The organism is Henriciella marina DSM 19595 (genome assembly GCF_000376805.1).
Classification (GTDB): Bacteria; Pseudomonadota; Alphaproteobacteria; order Caulobacterales; family Hyphomonadaceae; genus Henriciella; species Henriciella marina.
Map to the genome: position 1 here is coordinate 3,205,756 of NZ_AQXT01000002.1, position 15,740 is coordinate 3,221,495.

Sequence of the window (15,740 nt, forward strand, 5' to 3'; positions counted from 1 at the left end):
CTGCAAATCGCGCAAGAGTGCATTGTCCCGGAGCTGCGCGCCAAGTATCGAGCATTTCAAAGTTACCAATCAGGATCGAGCAAGCCAAATTGACCGACACTTCTGACCTCTCGAACCGGATCGTTGACGCCATGCAGGCGCAGCAATCCGAAACCGATGCAGCCGGCCACGGCATCAATGCCGAGGAGTGGGACCGGCTGGTGACCCGCCTGGGGCGAAACCCGAACCTTGTCGAGCTCGGCATCTATTCGGTGATGTGGTCAGAGCACTGCTCCTACAAATCCTCACGCCGTCATCTCTCGAAATTTCCGACCAAGAATGACCGGGTCATCCAGGGGCCGGGCGAGAATGCGGGCGTTATCGATATTGGCGACGGTCAGGCGGCCATCTTCAAGATGGAGTCGCATAACCATCCCTCCTACATCGAGCCCTATCAAGGCGCGGCGACCGGTGTTGGCGGCATCCTTCGCGATGTCTTCACAATGGGCGCACGGCCGATTGCGCTGGTCAATGCGCTTCGTTTTGGGTCTCCGGACCACCCAAAGACGCGCAGCCTTGTGGCTGGCGTCGTTGCGGGCATTGGCGGCTATGGCAACTGCGTCGGTGTGCCGACCGTCGCGGGTGAGACCCAGTTCGACGAAGGTTACAATGGTAACATCCTCGTCAATGCGATGGCGGTCGGCCTCGCAGATCAGGACAAGATTTTCTATGCGCGCGGCGCGACCCCCGGCAACCAGATATTCTATGTCGGCTCGAAGACCGGCCGCGACGGCATTCATGGCGCGACCATGGCCTCGGCGGAATTCTCGGAAGGCGACGAGGAAAAGCGCCCCACGGTTCAGGTTGGCGACCCGTTCACCGAAAAGCTGCTGATCGAGGCCTGCCTTGAGCTGATGGCGACGGATGCAATTCAGGCGATTCAGGATATGGGCGCGGCGGGACTCACCTCGTCCTCGGTTGAGATGGCGGCGTCAGGCGGCGAGAATGGCGAGGGCATCGGCATCGAGATGGACCTCGACAAGGTGCCCCAGCGCGAAACCGGCATGACGGCTTATGAGATCATGCTGTCGGAGAGCCAGGAGCGGATGCTCATGGTCCTCCAGCCCGGCAAGGAAGACCTCGCCAAGGCGATCTTCGAAAAGTACGACCTCGACGCCGAAGTGATCGGCATGACGACCGATACAGGCCGCATGGTGCTCAAACAGTTCGGGCAGACGGTGTGCGATATTCCTGTCGCGCCGCTAGCCGAAGACGCGCCGAACTATGACCGGCCATGGGTTGAGCCAAAGGTTCGCGCGCCACTCGATATGTCCAAATACCCTGAGCCAGAGGATTATGGCGAGGTGTTGCTGAAGCTCATGTCCTCACCCGACATGGCCTCCAAGCGCTGGATCTGGGAACAGTATGACCGCCATGTCATGGGCGACACGATCGACAGCTCACAGTCCATGGGCGACGCGGCCATCGTGCGTATCCACGGCACGAACAAGGCGCTGGCGATCTGCTCGGACTGCAACCCGCATTATGTTGCCGCAGACCCTTATGAGGGTGGCAAGGCGGTCGTCGCCGAAGCCTATCGCAACCTCTCTAGCGTGGGCGCGACGCCCATCGCGATCACCGACAATCTCAATTTCGGCAATCCGGAAAAGCCCGCCACGATGGGCTATATCGTCAAGGCCATCGAAGGCATGGCGGAAGCCTGCCGCGCGCTCGATTTCCCGGTCGTGTCCGGCAATGTGTCGCTTTACAATGAGACAGACGGCGTCGCCATTCCGCCAACCCCGGTCGTCGGCGGCGTGGGCCTGATCGAAGATGTGTCTAAGATTGCGACGCTGAAAGGCGCGCAGCCGGGCGATGCGATCATCCTCATCGGTGATTTCGAGAACTGCTCAATGGGCGCGTCCCTCTATGCGCGTGAGTGGCTGGGCCTCAAGGGCGAAGCGCTCGGCCCGTCTCCGCGTGTGGATCTCGCGGACGAAATCGACAATGCTGCGCTGGTTCGAAAGCTCATCCATGACGGGCTCGTCAATGCCGTTCACGATGTGAGTGACGGCGGTATCGCCTGCGCCCTCTCGGAAATCGCGCTTGCTGCCAATGCTGGCGTGAGCATCGATATCGGCGAACGTTTCGGCAAACTTTCGGCGCTCTCATTCCTGTTTGGAGAAGGAACGGCACGCTATGTCGTCGCCGCAAAGGGTGGTGAAGAGGCAGTCTTTGACCTGATCGAGGCCGAGGGCGACAAGGTGAAATGCCTCTATCTCGGCTATGTCGAAGAGGTGGGCGAACCGGAAATCAGCTTTGTTCATGACGCACAGAGCGGCGATGCGACAAGTCTTTCGCTCGACACCCTTCGCGAGGCCCATGAAGGCTGGCTGCCGCGCTACATGAAGGGCGAGGGCTGACCGTCGGTTAGTTTTCGCGTGATTGCACGTAGGCTCGGCTGACGCGTGGCGCGGAGCCGTGACTTCGAGCATCAGATCATAGGCTGGAGATGGGTCCCGGATATTTGCTTTCGCAAATTCCGGGATGACGCATCAAGTTGCCGTGCGTGAGTGGCTCAGCCCGGGACGAGGAAGTCCCGTTTGCCGAGCGCGACACCCTGATGACGCAGCAGGCCATAGGCGGTGGCGGCGTGGAAATGCAGATTTGGCAGGATGAAGCGGGAAAGGTAGTCCCGGCCTTCCATCGCCATTGTGTTGTCACCCATCGGGATCTGCAGAACTTCGCGCTCATTCGCGTCGATGGCGGCGCTGTCCGTACCGTCGACAAACGCGATTGCTGATTTGCAGCGTGCGATGAGCTCATCGAACGTGGTCTCTGTGTCTGGAAAGCTCGGAAGCTCCGCGCCGGAAAGGCGGGCGGCGCCCCGTGCGGCGCCGTCGCAGGCGATCTGTACCTGGCGGGTCAGCGGATGCATGTCCGGATAGAGCCGCGCGGCGAGCAGGACAGACCCATCGACCTTCATGGCCTCTGCATGTGCCTTGCCCTTGGCGAGGCAGCTCGCCAATGCGCCGAGCGTCTGGGTGACGGATGATTTGAGTATGCTGGAAACCGTGTCGCTCATGGAAATTCCTCCCTTGGAAGGCGCAGATGTGAGGCCGATGTTTCGCCTCTACAAGATGGACCAAACGAATTGTGCCCATTGACCTTTGCCACGGCTGGCGCTTCGGTACGGCCATCATGGAGGTCCCCCGATGAAAACAAGTCTTCTTTCTACCAGCGTGATCGCGCTTGGCACGGCGCTGCTTGTGTCCTGCACCAATAATTCTGGCGAACCACCGGCCGCCGAAGTGCCGACCCCGCCAATGGCGGAAGACACGGCCGACGTCGCTGAAGCGCGCGCCTTCCTTGATCGCGCCGACGCCGAACTTGGCGCGATGTCCAAGGAAATCAGCCCGGTCTTCTGGGAGCAGGCGACCAACATCACCGATGAGACCAACGCCGCAGCCGCAGAGGCCGGCGCCCGCGCGACAAAGATGGCTGTCTCGCTGGCAAACGAGTCCAAACAGTTCAAGGATGTCGACCTGCCGCCAGATCTTGCCCGCAAGATGCAGCGCCTGCAGTCCGGCGTGACGATCCCGGCGCCGTCGACCGAAGGCGCGGCTGAAGAGCTGTCGCAGATCACCACCGGTCTTGAGGCGACCTATGGGACGGGCACGTTTACCTATAAGGGCGAGACGCTGAACCTCGATCAGCTTTCCACCATCATCGAGACGAGCCGCGATCCGGAAGAGCTGAAAGCCGTCTGGGAAGGTTGGCGCACAGTCTCTCCGCCGATGAAGGATGATTATGCCCGCATGGTGGATATCGCCAATGAAGGCGCACGCGAGCTTGGCTACGACAATCTGAAGACGATGTGGCTGTCTAATTACGACATGCCACCGGAAGAAATGGCGGCAGAGGTCGAGCGGCTCTGGGGCCAGGTCGAGCCGCTTTACGAAGAGCTGCACTGCTATGTGCGCGCAGAACTCAACGCCGAATATGGCGATGAAGTCCAGCCGGGCACCGGTCCGATCCGGGCAGATCTGCTTGGCAATATGTGGTCGCAGGGCTGGTCGAGCATCTATCCAGTCGTCGCGTCAGAAGACCTGCCGGGGCAGGGCTATGACCTGACAGAAGAACTAGTTGAAGCCGATTATGATCCGATCAAGATGGTTGAAACGGGCGAGGCGTTCTTCACCTCGCTTGGGCTGGCCCCGCTGCCGGAGACATTCTGGGAACGGTCAATGATCGTGCGCCCGCCTGCGCCGCGCGAAGTGGTCTGCCACGCCTCGGCCTGGGACCTCGATGACGAGGAAGACGTGCGCATCAAGATGTGTACCGAGGTCAATGCGGAAGACTTCTACACCGTGCACCATGAGCTTGGTCACAACTTCTATCAGCGCGCCTACAAGGATCAGGACTATCTCTACAAGTCCGGTGCCCATGACGGCTTCCACGAAGCGATTGGCGACTTTATCGGCCTGTCGATCACGCCGGTCTATCTTGAGAAAATCGGCTTGATCACCGAGGACCAGATCCCCGGTGCCGACGCCGATACAGCGCTTCTGATGAACACAGCGCTCGACAAGATCGCCTTCCTGCCATTCGCGCTGACGGTCGATAGCTGGCGCTGGGATGTGCTGGACGGCACGACGGCGCCAGAAGACTACAACTCGTCCTGGTGGGAAAAGCGCACCAGGTATCAGGGCATCGTTCCGCCGGGCCCGCGTCCGGCAGACGCCTTCGACCCGGGGGCGAAGTATCACATCCCCGGCAACACGCCGTATCTTCGCTATTTCCTGAGCTACATCATGCAGTTCCAGTTCCACGAAGCGGCCTGTGAGCAGGCTGGCTGGGATGGCCCGCTGCATCGCTGCTCGATCTACGGGAATGAAGAGGTTGGCGCGCGCTTCAATGCGATGATGGAAATGGGGGCCTCCGAGCCTTGGCCAGACGTGCTGGAGACCTTCACCGGCACGCGCGAAATGGATGGCTCTGCGATCATCGAGTATTTCGATCCGCTGATCGGCTATCTCGAAGAGCAGAATGAAGGCCGCCGCTGCGGCTGGGAATAGGCCCCAATTAAGCCAGACAGATAAAAGCCCCGGGCGAGAGATCGTCCGGGGCTTTTTTATTCAGGTTCAGCTGAGTTCAGCCGGCCTCCTGGGCCACCCAGTCATCGGCCGCCTCTGCGACCAGAATGATCGTGTCGATCGCGCGGGCAAAGGTCTCCGGGGCGACCTTGTCAAACGTGTCGGTGACCCTGTGATAGTCGGCATGGTCTTCGACGCCGAGATAGATGATCGGAAGACCGGCGCGCAGGAAGGGTGCATGGTCCGACAGGGCCGACCAGTCCTGCTCTCCCCATTCCGGGCTGTCATGCCCGCGTTTGAGGGTGAGAGGCGTAGACGTTGCGACCCTGTCAATCAGCGGCACAAGATCTGGAAAATGGTGTGTGCCAACCGCGAATATTTCTCCTTTGTCAGCGCGCGAAACCATGTCGAGATTGAGATTGAAGGCGACCCGGTCTTCGATGGATGGCGGCAGGTCGCGGACGAAGGCTGCCGATCCGGCAATCCCCATTTCCTCTGCATCGAAGAAGGCGAAAACGATCGTGTTTTCCGGCGGGTTCTTCTGAAACCAGGCAATGGTTTCCAGAAGGGCCGAGACGCCGGACGCATTATCGTCGGCACCGTTATAAAGGCCGTCCTCGCCTATGCCGAGATGGTCGAAATGGGCGGACATGACGATGACGGGCGCGTCCGGGCCTGCCTCGATAACGGCGAGCACGTTGGTGCCGCTGACGCTATCTTTTGCATCAGAGAAGCTGGCCGTATCAAACGGGGCGTCATAGGTGCCCGCGCTGAGCGATGGGACGCCAAGTCCCTCAAGCTGGGTGGTGATCCACTCGCGCGCCTTCAGATTGCCAGGTTCGCCGGTGCGCCGGCCCTCAAATGCGTCTGACGACAGTGTCTCAAGCGAGGAGAGCGCCCGGTCTGCATCATGAAATTCGGGGGTATACTCGCGGTCCGCAACGGTCGCTGCCACGTTGGTGTCATGCTCGGCCGGACTGGAACAGGCGGCCAGAAACAGTCCGGCGGCAACAATACATCTGATCATTCGTGGGAAATCTCCATGGGACAACGCCTTGACCATACGGCCATTGGCCGCCATGTGCGAGCGTCAAAGGAGACTGCCATGGCGATGGACCGCGCGACACTCGAGACCTATTTGAACGACGCTTTTCCGGAAGCTGAAATCATCCTGACCGATCTCGCTGGCGACGATAATCACTGGCAGGCCGAAATCGTTTCGCCGCAGTTCAAGGGCGTGCCGCGCGTGCGCCAGCATCAGATGGTCTATGCGGCCCTTAAAGGGACGATGGGCGGAGAGCTTCACGCTCTGGCCCTGAAGACGCGCGCGCCGGACTAGTCTTCGTCGTCGTCATCCATACGGCCGATGGGGCCGCCTAGCGGGTCGGGATATTCTGGATACCCTTCCGGCCAGCTATCGTCGTCATCGTCATCATCATCAGAGCTGCTGCGCTCTTCGCTTTCGTCCCGCTGGATGGGTTCAACGCGGGCATTCTCTGGCAGGCCATCAATAAACCCGGCCGTGGCATCAAAATCGCCCGGAAAGCCGCCCATATTCTGAACCGAATAAGCCGTCCCGTTTCTTTCGAGCGGACTTGGAAGTGACGGCAGACGGCTAGGCCGGGGAAGTGGTGGGCGCGTGTCGACGGATGTCGAAGCTGCTGGGGTGGTCCTCGTCGCCGAGCTGCCTGTTGGTCTTGCTGCCGCGGACGGTGATGCGGAAGTTTGCGTCACGGTCGGGGTCGCCGCTCGGACTGTGGTCTGCGCCTCAGTTGTGGGCTGCGGCGCCGGCGTAACTGTGCGGCGCGTTACATAACGCGAAGGGTCATTTTCAGGGCGCGCGATTGACGCGGGCGGAGTTGCGGCGGGCATGGTGCGTGCAGGCTGGCGCTGAACAGGGCGGGTCTCGACCTGACGTGTGACGGTTCTTGCTGGCGCGGTCTGGACAGGTCGCGGACGCTGCTCGACAGTCGCCGTGGTGCTGGCCGAGCGCGCCGCAACAGTGTTGGCGAGCTGCGTTCTGGTGCTCGCCGGCTGGCTGGTCCGGCGCGTCGCCGTTTGACGGACAGGCGCCTGCGGTGTCGGAAGCATGTGGCTGGTCGCCGCGCCGGAAGGCGCTGGTGGCATCGACGCGGTCGCCCGGCTGCTTGTGGTGGTCATTCCGCCGGCGAGGACATCGCTGCCCGCTGGGCGCGATCGTACGGTTGTTCGGCGCGGCGCTGATCTTGTTGCAACGCTTGTTGTCTGAGGGGGCGCCATGTCACCGCTGAGGCCCGACATATACCCCGGTCTTGGCTGCCTCTGCCCGACTGAGCTTTTGAGTTCGCACCGCGGCCCGACCCGGAAGGTTGGGGGCGTCATCGACCAGGCGACGCAGCGTTGATCTTCGGCGCACGCGGCCGCGCAGGCCTGCAGGCCGTTGGCGCGTTCAGACTGGTAGGTCTGGCCAATGCGATAGCTGTCGGCTTCCACCGCCTCATCGGCCAGCGCGAGCGCGGGCAAGCCTGCAGCCATTACAGAAAGGCCGAGCAGACGGCCCCAGCGGGCGGTGATGGTGCGGGTCGTGATCTTCATAGTCTGAAGACTATGCGCGAGGGATTAAGAGGTCGTTAGGCCTGGCCCGTCTTCTCAAGCTTTTCTTTCAGGGCTTCGATCTCCAACCAGTCCATTTCTGCCTGCTCCAGTTCATCGCGGGCGGCGGCAAGCCGGTCGCTCAGTTTCTGGAAACGGGCTGGATCCTTGTTGAAGAGATCAGCATCCGACAGGTCTTCTTCCAGGCGCTCAATCTCAGCGCCAAGCTTCGGCATGGCTTGCTCGACCTCTTTCAGGCGGTGCTTGTCCTTGAAAGAGAGCTTCGCCTCGCGCTTCGGAGGCTCGCTTGTCTTGCTGCCAGATTTCTTCGAAGCTTTGTCAGAGGGCTTTGCCGCGACACGCGTGGTCAGCGATGGCACCTGACGGGCGGCGTCGCTCCAGCCGCCGGACGTCTCAACCCATTTACCGGCTCCCATAGGCACAAGGCAGCTAGTCACGATGGCATCGAGGAAGGCCCGGTCGTGGCTGACGAGGATCAGCGTGCCATCATAATCACTCAGCATCTCTTCCAGGAGGTCTAGCGTCTGCATGTCGAGATCGTTGGTCGGCTCATCCAGCACAAGCACGTCGGCGGGTTTGGCGAGCGAGATGGCCAGTGTCAGCCGGTTGCGTTCGCCGCCGGACAGGGCCGAGACGGGCTGGCGCAGCTGCGCTGGTGAGAACAGGAAGTCCTTGGCGTAACCGGCAACGTGTTTGGGGTGGCCCTGCACCATGATGGAGTCGCCCCCGGACGGGGTCAGCGCTTCCCAGAGAGTATCGGTGGGATTGAGGGTCTCTCGTGTCTGGTCGAGATAGGTAACGGTAAGCGTCTGGCCGATTTTTACCGACCCCTTGTCGGGCTCCAGCTCGCCCAGAAGAATTTTCAGCAGGGTCGTCTTGCCCACGCCATTGGGGCCGACAATGCCGATCCGGTCTCCCTTCAGGATGCGCAAGGAAAGATCATCGGCGATGATCGTGTCGCCGAACTGCTTTGATATGCCGAAAGCTTCGAGTACCTTGCGGCTCTGGCTGTCGCCGCTCTCCGCGCTCAACCCGGCTGTGGAGCGGGCTTCGTTCAGATTGGCGCGTTGCGTGGCGTGTTTGGCGCGGAGATCATGGAGGCGGCTGAGCCGGCCCATATTGCGCTTGCGGCGGGCGGTCACGCCGCGCGCGAGCCAGTGCTGCTCTTCCTTGAGGTGGGTCTTCAGGCGGCTGAGTTCTTTTTCTTCTTCGGCTTCGATGGCCCCGGCCCATTCATCGAAATAGGCATATCCCTTTGGCGACTTCCAGACCTTGCCCTGGCGCAGCCAGAGCGTCGTGGTCGAGACGTTCTCCAGGAAACGGCGATCGTGGCTGACCAGCAGGACGGCGCCGGAGAAAGATTTGAGCCGCGTTTCCAGCGTCTCGATCATCGGCACGTCCAGATGGTTGGTCGGCTCATCGAGCAGCAGGATGTCGGGATCCTGCGCGAAGGCGCGGGCAAGCGCGGCGCGGCGGATCTGGCCACCAGAAAGGGTCGCAGGGTCGGCGGCAGGGTCGATGCCAAAGAGGCCGAGTTCCGCCTCAGCCATCCAGATCGCTTCCAGCCCGTCGGCGGTATAGTCGAGCACGGTCTTGAAGGCGGAAAGGTCCGGCTCCTGTTCAACGGTGGCCGCTTCCACGCCTGGCTGGCGCCAGAGATCGCCTGCGTCCGGCACGTGCTGGCCGGTCACCAGCTTCATGAGCGTTGACTTGCCAGCGCCGTTTCGGCCGACAAGCGCAGCGCGTTCGCCGCGTGCGAGAGTGAAGGATACACCGGTAAAGATCGGTGTGCCGCCAAAGGTCAGCTCGACATCAGCGAGGCGAAGAATAGGAAGATCAGCCATGGCGGCGAGAGGTGCGGCCCAGCAGGGGCAGTCGTCAAGATATGTTGATCAGGACTTCAGCTTGTAGCCGGTTCTGAAGAGCCACCATACCCAGAAAACGGCAACAAAAGTGAACCCGGCAGAGACGGCCGCGCCTGTTGCCAGCGATGTGTTCGACACGCCGATAAAGCCAGCCCGGAAGCCGTCGATCAGATAGAAGATCGGGTCGAAATGTGCCGCCGTCTGAAACGGCTCCACAAGAACCTTGATGTCGTAGAACGTGCCTGAAAGGAAGGTGAGGGGGACGATCACGAAATTGGTGATGGCGGCAAGGTGGTCGAACTTTTCGGCCCATATCCCTGCAATGGCACCGAGCGCGGCAAGGAAGATCGTGGCCATCAGGCTGAACCAGATCAGCGGCCAGACCATTGCGATATTGAGGCTGGCAAGTCCTGAGAAATGGATGGCAAGTCCGCCGACGATGCCAACCATGAGTCCGCGTGTGACGGCACCAAAGATGAAGCCGAGCGTCAGCTCAAGCGGCGACAGAGGCGGCATCAGGAAGTCGACCTGACTGCCCTGGACCTTCGCAATCGTCAGGGAGGACGAGGTGTTCTGGAAGGCGTTCTGCAGCATCGACATGATGATCAGGCCGGGCGCCAGAAAGGAATTATAGTCGAGGCCGGAAAAGTCGCCGGTCAGCTCCCCCCGGTTGCCGAAGGCGAGCTTGAAGACGGTCATGAACAAGAGCGTCGTGATAACTGGCGCAAACAGGGTCTGCATCCAGACCTTCAGGAAGCGTCCAACCTCACGCTGGTAAAGGGTCGAGAGACCGATCCAGTTGATCGCGCCATAATTGCGCGGCGGGGCGGGAAGCGGGCGGGCGGCTGCAGAAATCTCATCGCTCATGGGGGCTATTTAGGGGCTAGGGGACGCAATGACGATAGCTAAAAGTCGCTTGCGCAAGGATTTATCCCAGATATCCACAGGCTCCTACTATATATAGAAAGGTTGTGGAGAACCCGCATCATCATATTGTGTTTCGTTTCGCCTTGGATACGATATATAGGTGTTCAGCACGGCGGCGAAATTCCGTCGTCACTATATCTAGGGTCGCATAAAGCCAGGAGGCCATCCAATGTCTTGGACCGAAGATCGCGTCGATGTTCTGAAGAAACTGTGGGCTGAAGGTCATTCAGCCAGCCAGATCGCAAAGCAACTGGGTGGCGTGACCCGTAATGCCGTGATCGGGAAAGTCCATCGGCTTGGCCTGTCTGGCCGCGCAACGCCGTCACGGCCTGTGAAGCGCCCACCGCGCCTGGCGAGACCGAAGCCGCAGGTGCAGGCAGATGGAGCGTTGCAGGTTCAGGCCTCAGCATCACCGGAAGATACGCAGATTCGCCGTTCGGCTCAGCAGGCGATTCAGTCTGTTCTGGCCCCGGCGCCGGTTGCAGATGGTGAAGCAGCAACCATTCTCACGCTCCGCGACTCCATGTGCAAATGGCCAATCGGTGATCCGGCGGATCCTCAATTTGCCTTCTGCGGTCGCAAGTCGGACTGCGGTCCGTACTGCACCGAGCACGCAAAAGTGGCGTTCCAGCCGCAGCGCAAGCGCGAACGCAAGTCCAGCGACGAGCAGCAGGCGCGCAAGATCGCGGGCTAGGCTCCAGGCGACCAGAAAAAAGAAAGCCGGGTCTCCATCGATGAGGCCCGGCTTTTTTCTTGTCGATGTGCAGGCAAGGAAGTTGGAGGAGAGGCCTAGGCCGCTTCGGTTTCAACGCTTTCACCGAGGTCTTGCGGCTCATCGACCTCGAACCGGTCAGCTTCCCGGGACATCCAGTTTGCGACTTTCGCCTCCGTTACGCCGAGCTGGCGGAGGATATCGGCGGCCATCTCGATGCCTTTGGGTTCTCCCATGGCGAGCCATGCGCGCATGCCGAGATTGGCAAAGCGGCGCCGGTCTGCCTCATTATCGACGGAGACAAAGCGTGGCGTGTCTGGAAACTCGCGCTGCGCGGCGGGTGTCAGGTCACGGGAAACTTCGTAGCGAGGGGCCCCGATAACCACGGCGCGCGGATTGCGCCCGGCGACCGCTTCGACAAGTCGTAAGTTGGCGGCGTTCCCGAACGACACCTTGTAACCGTCAGCAATGGCCGACACGAAACGCTCAGGCTCTGCGTCGAGACAGACATGCGGGATACTGTGATCGGCCAGCGCATCGGCGGCGAGACGGCCTTCGCGCGTCATGCCGAAAATGATCACAGGTCTGTCCGGACCGATCGGCGTCGTCTCGTTCACAGAACGGGTCTGCCCCTTGAACATGTTTGCGACCTTGCGGGAGAGCTTCATGCCGCCTGCCGCCCAGAAGGGCGCAATCGCCAGCGACAGGGCGATGGAGGCAACTGCGATCGTGTCGAGGACAGGGGGCACCGCATTGGTTGCGACCACAAGGATCGACAGGACAACCAGCGTAAATTCGGAGCCTTGGGCCAGCAGGAAAGAGAGCTGGATGCTACCGGGATTGCTCCATTGGTTAAGCCTGGCCGCAGCAAAGCCCGTCAGTGTTTTCACGACCAGAATGGCGACGGTCACTCCAAGGACAACGGGCCAGCGATTGATCAGCACGCCAAGATCTACCGACAGGCCGACCGACATGAAAAAGAAGGAGAGGAGCAGGCCGCGGAATGGCCCCGTCTCCATCTGAACCTGGTGGCGGAAGGCCGTCCCGGACACGGCAAGACCCGCAAGGAAGGCGCCAAGGGTCAGTGACAGACCAAGATAGGCGGTGGCCGATGCTGCGCCGAGCACAAGCAGAAGGGTGACGGCTGTGAACGCTTCCTGGTTACGGGTCTGGGCAAGACCGCGCAGGACCGGCCCCATAAGGTAATGACCGGCCGCGAACGCGACCCCGAACGCAAGCAGCGCAAGGCCCGCAGCTTTTGCCATCGTCATGGCGAGCTGCACGCCGTCGCCGTCTCCTCCGAGAGAGTTGGCAAAGATCAGAAGGAAGATCGCGATTATGTCCTGGAAGATCAGGACATGCGTGGCCGACCGGCCAAGCGGGCACGAGCCAAGGCCGCGCTCCACTATGACGCGCGAGACAACCGCCGTCGAGGAGAGGCCAAACGATATGCCAAGCGCAAGTGCGATGGGCCAGTCCAGACCGAACATCGTCAGGGCGATGGTGAAGGGAATACTGGTCAGGACAAGGTGCGCGGGCGCGAGCCCCATCAGGTCACGCTGGCTTTCGCGCAGCTCCCGCAGCGAAACGTGCAGGCCGATATCAAAAAGGAGGAAAACAACGCCAAGCTCTGCGAGCAGATGCGTTGTCGAGCTTTCCTCGATCAGTCCGAAGACGTGCGGGCCGATCAGAATGCCGACAGCCAGATACCCGACAATGGGAGAGAGTTTGAGGGCTTTGGAGGCAAGTGCCGCTGCGCCACCGGCCGCCAGAAGCGTCATGGCCGGGATAAGTGCATCGACTGGTGCTGTTGCGGCATCCGCCATGGCCGTCCTCCTTGCGGTCTATATTGGCTTGTTATGCGCCGAAAGAAAGGCCGCCGCTTCGATTGGAAGCGGCGGCCCTGGTCTTGCCGGCGATTAAACCGGTAGAGACGTCGTTCTTGCGCTTAGAGCGACCGGCTGACTGAGACGACGAAATACTCGTCGAATGCATCATCATCCGTGCCGATGAAGCGGAAGTCGAGATCGAACCCTTCAAGCGAGGTGGTCAGACCAAGCGAGTAGTCGGTGTAGTCGCCGCCAGCGTCGACAAAGTCGGAATAGCCGACCGTCGCATCGACAGAGAACATCTCGCTGAGCGGAATGCCAATGCTTGCAGCGTAGTAGAAGGCGTCACCGATTTCGAGATAGAACTCTGGCGAGTAGGCAACGGACGCGCCGACTTCCACCGTATCGCCGAGGGTCGTGCTTGCGCCGGCATAGGCCTCGAAGAAGTTCTGCTCTGGATTGTCCGGCGCATCCGGATACCAGTAATAGATGACACCAAGATCGAGGTCGAAGGCACCAACGGTCGGTGTCCAGCCTGCGTAGAGGTCGATCTCAGTTGACGTGCCGTCGCCGAAGTCGACGCCAGACGCCCAGGTGCCAACGTAGAAGCTGTCGCTCGCCCAGTCGAAGCCGCCCTGAACCATCGGGGCTTCATCGGTTTGGGTGATCCCACGGAAAACGTAGTTGGACGTGAGCGTAACGTTGCCGCTCCATTCCCCCTCATCCTGCGCGAGAGCAGGCGTGGCCATAGTCGCAGCTGCAGCGGCCGCAACGGCCAGACGTGTGAATGATTTGAACATGAATTCTACCTCCTTTGCATCCTCATCACGAGGAGCAAACTGACCGCCTGCACGTCTGGCAGCCATGATGAAGCAGATGTGACCGTAGAATTTTGCGCTGCAGCACGAAAAAGAGGCAGAAGACGCAAAAATCGCCTGCCAAAAGTGCGGGTTTGGTTCTTTATCTCGCGGTGAGCGGTGCGAAACCGAGGTGTGTGCCGGCATCGACAAGCAGCGTTTCGCCGGTGACGTGGCGTGAAGCGTCTGTCAGGAAAAACATGGCAGAATCAGCGATATCGTCTGGTCCGCTGGCCGCATTGAGCGGCGTCGAGCGCGCGACGCTGGCTTCCAGACGGTCATACTGATCGCCGTCCATCTCATTCTTGAACCAGCGCGTGCCGATGAACCCCGGGCAGACAGCGTTCACACGGATCGCCGGCGCAAGTGCGCGGGCGAGCGACAGTGTCATCGTGTTGAGTGCGCCCTTGGTCGCTGCGTAGGCAATTGATGAGCCGATGCCCGTGACCCCCGCGATAGATGAAATATTGAGAACGGTTGAGGCGCGGCCTGTCTGTTCGTGGGCGTTGACCATCAAACCTTTGCAGGCCTGCATCACGAGGAAGGGGCCGGCCACGTTCACGGCATAGGTATCGAGAAAGTCGGCGCGGCTCAGTGCATCAAGATCGGCATGGTCGCGCGCATGGCGGGTAATACCAGCATTATTGACCAGTATATCCAGCCGGCCCCAGGCATTCGCGGCATCGGCAAGTTTGCGCGCGCCCTCTTCGGTCGACACATCAGCAGCGACCAGCTGGGCCTGCGCGCCGGCTTCATTGCAGGCGGCGACAGTGGCCTCGCCGTCTTCAATGCTCCGCGTGCAATTGATGATGACATCCGCGCCGCGCTCTGCCAGCCGAAGAGCGATGGATCGCCCGAGACCTGTAGCTGAGCCCGTTACGATTGCCTTGCGTCCCGCCAGATCCTTCTCGGCCATTCCCGTTTCCTCCATCCTGTTTTGACGCACTTGGCCCGTCTTGGCCGCTGGCGTCAATGAGAGAACGGGGCGGGCTCAGGCCTTGTGGTAGGGAAGGCCTGCTTCGAGGCTGGCGGCGCGGTAGAGCTGTTCTGCCAGCATGACCCGCACCAGGCGGTGAGGCCACGTTTGAACGCCAAAGGCCATAGTCTGCGGGACGGCCCGGCGCACCGCTTCGCCATAGCCTTCAGCGCCGCCAATCATGAAACATAGATCGGTCAGACCCTTATCACGCTCGGTGGAAAGAAAGCTGGAGAAGGCGGTGGATGTGTATTGCTCGCCAAATTCATCAAGGCGGATCGAGCGCGCACCAGATGGTATTTTGGAGAGAAGACGGTCAGCTTCCGCGTCGAGCCCGCCGGACGAGTCGACCTCTATGAGGTCAGCGCTGCGAAAGCCGAGCTGTCGCCCGGCCTTCCTGAAACGGTTGAGATAATCGTCGAAGAGGTCGCGCTCCGGCCCCTTCTTGATACGGCCGACGGCAATGATCGTGATACGCACCTTGCCCGGCGCTTATCAGGCGTGGCCGTGCGTGCTGCCGTCAGACCAGATCTTCTCGAGATTGTAGAAGCTGCGCACTTCCGGGCGGAAGAGGTGGACAATGATGTCGCCAATATCGAGCAGAACCCAGTCAGCATTCGGCATCCCCTCAACCTTGATGGGGCGGCCGGTCGCATCCTTCATGGTCTGCGCGAGGTGGTCTGCAATGGAAGCAACGTGACGGGCCGAACGACCTGACGCGATGACCATCACGTCGGCGAGGGAAGATTTTCCCTGAAGATCAATCGAGATGATGTCCTCGGCCTTATCGTCTTCGAGACTATTGATAACCGTGTCCGCGAGGGCGCGAATGTCATCGACATTGGCTTTGGCGGCCTTTAACGGCTGCGGGCTTGAAGAAGGCAGGGCGTAATCCTTTTTTCCGATT

The 15,740-nt window shown here is 60.7% G+C and carries 14 protein-coding genes; 4 read left to right on the plus strand and 10 right to left on the minus strand.

The window, feature by feature from the left end; genetic code table 11:
• Positions 1-131: 131 nt before the first annotated feature.
• Positions 132-2,402, plus strand: coding sequence for a phosphoribosylformylglycinamidine synthase subunit PurL (gene purL, locus F550_RS0116000; RefSeq protein ID WP_026180843.1), 2,271 nt, complete (start codon positions 132-134; stop codon positions 2,400-2,402).
• Between the two features lie 155 nt (positions 2,403-2,557).
• Here purL and F550_RS0116005 read toward each other — a convergent pair whose 3' ends face one another.
• A complete protein-coding gene (locus tag F550_RS0116005; RefSeq protein WP_018149596.1) occupies positions 2,558-3,064 on the minus strand; it encodes a DUF1993 domain-containing protein in 507 nt (168 codons plus the stop codon).
• A gap of 130 nt (positions 3,065-3,194) precedes the next feature.
• Here F550_RS0116005 and F550_RS0116010 point away from each other — a divergent pair, with 130 nt between their 5' ends.
• On the plus strand, positions 3,195-5,057 hold the full coding sequence (locus F550_RS0116010) for a M2 family metallopeptidase (RefSeq protein ID WP_018149597.1): 1,863 nt from the start codon (positions 3,195-3,197) through the stop codon (positions 5,055-5,057).
• A 76-nt stretch (positions 5,058-5,133) separates the two neighbouring features.
• On the opposite strand, the gene F550_RS18180 is transcribed toward F550_RS0116010, so the two are convergent.
• Complete coding sequence (locus F550_RS18180) at positions 5,134-6,102, minus strand: M28 family peptidase (protein WP_018149598.1); 969 nt, start codon at positions 6,100-6,102, stop codon at positions 5,134-5,136.
• Positions 6,103-6,180: 78 nt separating this feature from the next.
• Between F550_RS18180 and F550_RS0116020 the strand changes: the two genes are divergently transcribed.
• Entirely contained in the window at positions 6,181-6,414 is a 234-nt protein-coding gene (locus tag F550_RS0116020; protein WP_018149599.1) for a BolA/IbaG family iron-sulfur metabolism protein, read from the plus strand.
• On the opposite strand, the gene F550_RS0116025 is transcribed toward F550_RS0116020, so the two are convergent.
• From F550_RS0116025 to F550_RS0116035, 3 genes are read right to left on the minus strand one after another with little or no spacing between them, the layout of a single operon-like run.
• Positions 6,411-7,649, minus strand: coding sequence for a PAN domain-containing protein (locus F550_RS0116025; RefSeq protein WP_018149600.1), 1,239 nt, complete (start codon positions 7,647-7,649; stop codon positions 6,411-6,413). The genes F550_RS0116020 and F550_RS0116025 overlap by 4 nt on opposite strands.
• A 35-nt stretch (positions 7,650-7,684) precedes the next feature.
• Positions 7,685-9,511 (minus strand): ABC-F family ATP-binding cassette domain-containing protein, encoded by a 1,827-nt coding sequence (locus F550_RS0116030; protein WP_018149601.1) that lies wholly within the window; start codon positions 9,509-9,511, stop codon positions 7,685-7,687.
• A gap of 48 nt (positions 9,512-9,559) precedes the next feature.
• Positions 9,560-10,399 carry an ABC transporter permease gene (locus F550_RS0116035; protein ID WP_018149602.1) on the minus strand — a complete coding sequence of 280 codons (840 nt, stop codon included), beginning with the start codon at positions 10,397-10,399 and terminating at the stop codon, positions 9,560-9,562.
• A gap of 229 nt (positions 10,400-10,628) precedes the next feature.
• Between F550_RS0116035 and F550_RS0116040 the strand changes: the two genes are divergently transcribed.
• Positions 10,629-11,153, plus strand: coding sequence for a GcrA family cell cycle regulator (locus F550_RS0116040; RefSeq protein ID WP_018149603.1), 525 nt, complete (start codon positions 10,629-10,631; stop codon positions 11,151-11,153).
• A gap of 95 nt (positions 11,154-11,248) precedes the next feature.
• Here F550_RS0116040 and F550_RS18185 read toward each other — a convergent pair whose 3' ends face one another.
• From F550_RS18185 to rsfS, 5 genes are all read right to left on the minus strand, one after another.
• Positions 11,249-12,997 carry a cation:proton antiporter domain-containing protein gene (locus F550_RS18185; RefSeq protein ID WP_018149604.1) on the minus strand — a complete coding sequence of 583 codons (1,749 nt, stop codon included), beginning with the start codon at positions 12,995-12,997 and terminating at the stop codon, positions 11,249-11,251.
• A gap of 122 nt (positions 12,998-13,119) precedes the next feature.
• A complete protein-coding gene (locus F550_RS0116055; protein WP_018149606.1) occupies positions 13,120-13,800 on the minus strand; it encodes a TorF family putative porin in 681 nt (226 codons plus the stop codon).
• A 160-nt stretch (positions 13,801-13,960) separates the two neighbouring features.
• Entirely contained in the window at positions 13,961-14,773 is an 813-nt protein-coding gene (locus tag F550_RS0116060) for an SDR family NAD(P)-dependent oxidoreductase (protein WP_018149607.1), read from the minus strand.
• Between the two features lie 75 nt (positions 14,774-14,848).
• Positions 14,849-15,313, minus strand: a complete 465-nt coding sequence (gene rlmH / locus F550_RS0116065; RefSeq protein ID WP_018149608.1) for a 23S rRNA (pseudouridine(1915)-N(3))-methyltransferase RlmH — start codon at positions 15,311-15,313, stop codon at positions 14,849-14,851.
• A gap of 15 nt (positions 15,314-15,328) precedes the next feature.
• Positions 15,329-15,718 carry a ribosome silencing factor gene (gene rsfS, locus F550_RS0116070; RefSeq protein WP_026180844.1) on the minus strand — a complete coding sequence of 130 codons (390 nt, stop codon included), beginning with the start codon at positions 15,716-15,718 and terminating at the stop codon, positions 15,329-15,331.
• Positions 15,719-15,740: the final 22 nt, after the last annotated feature.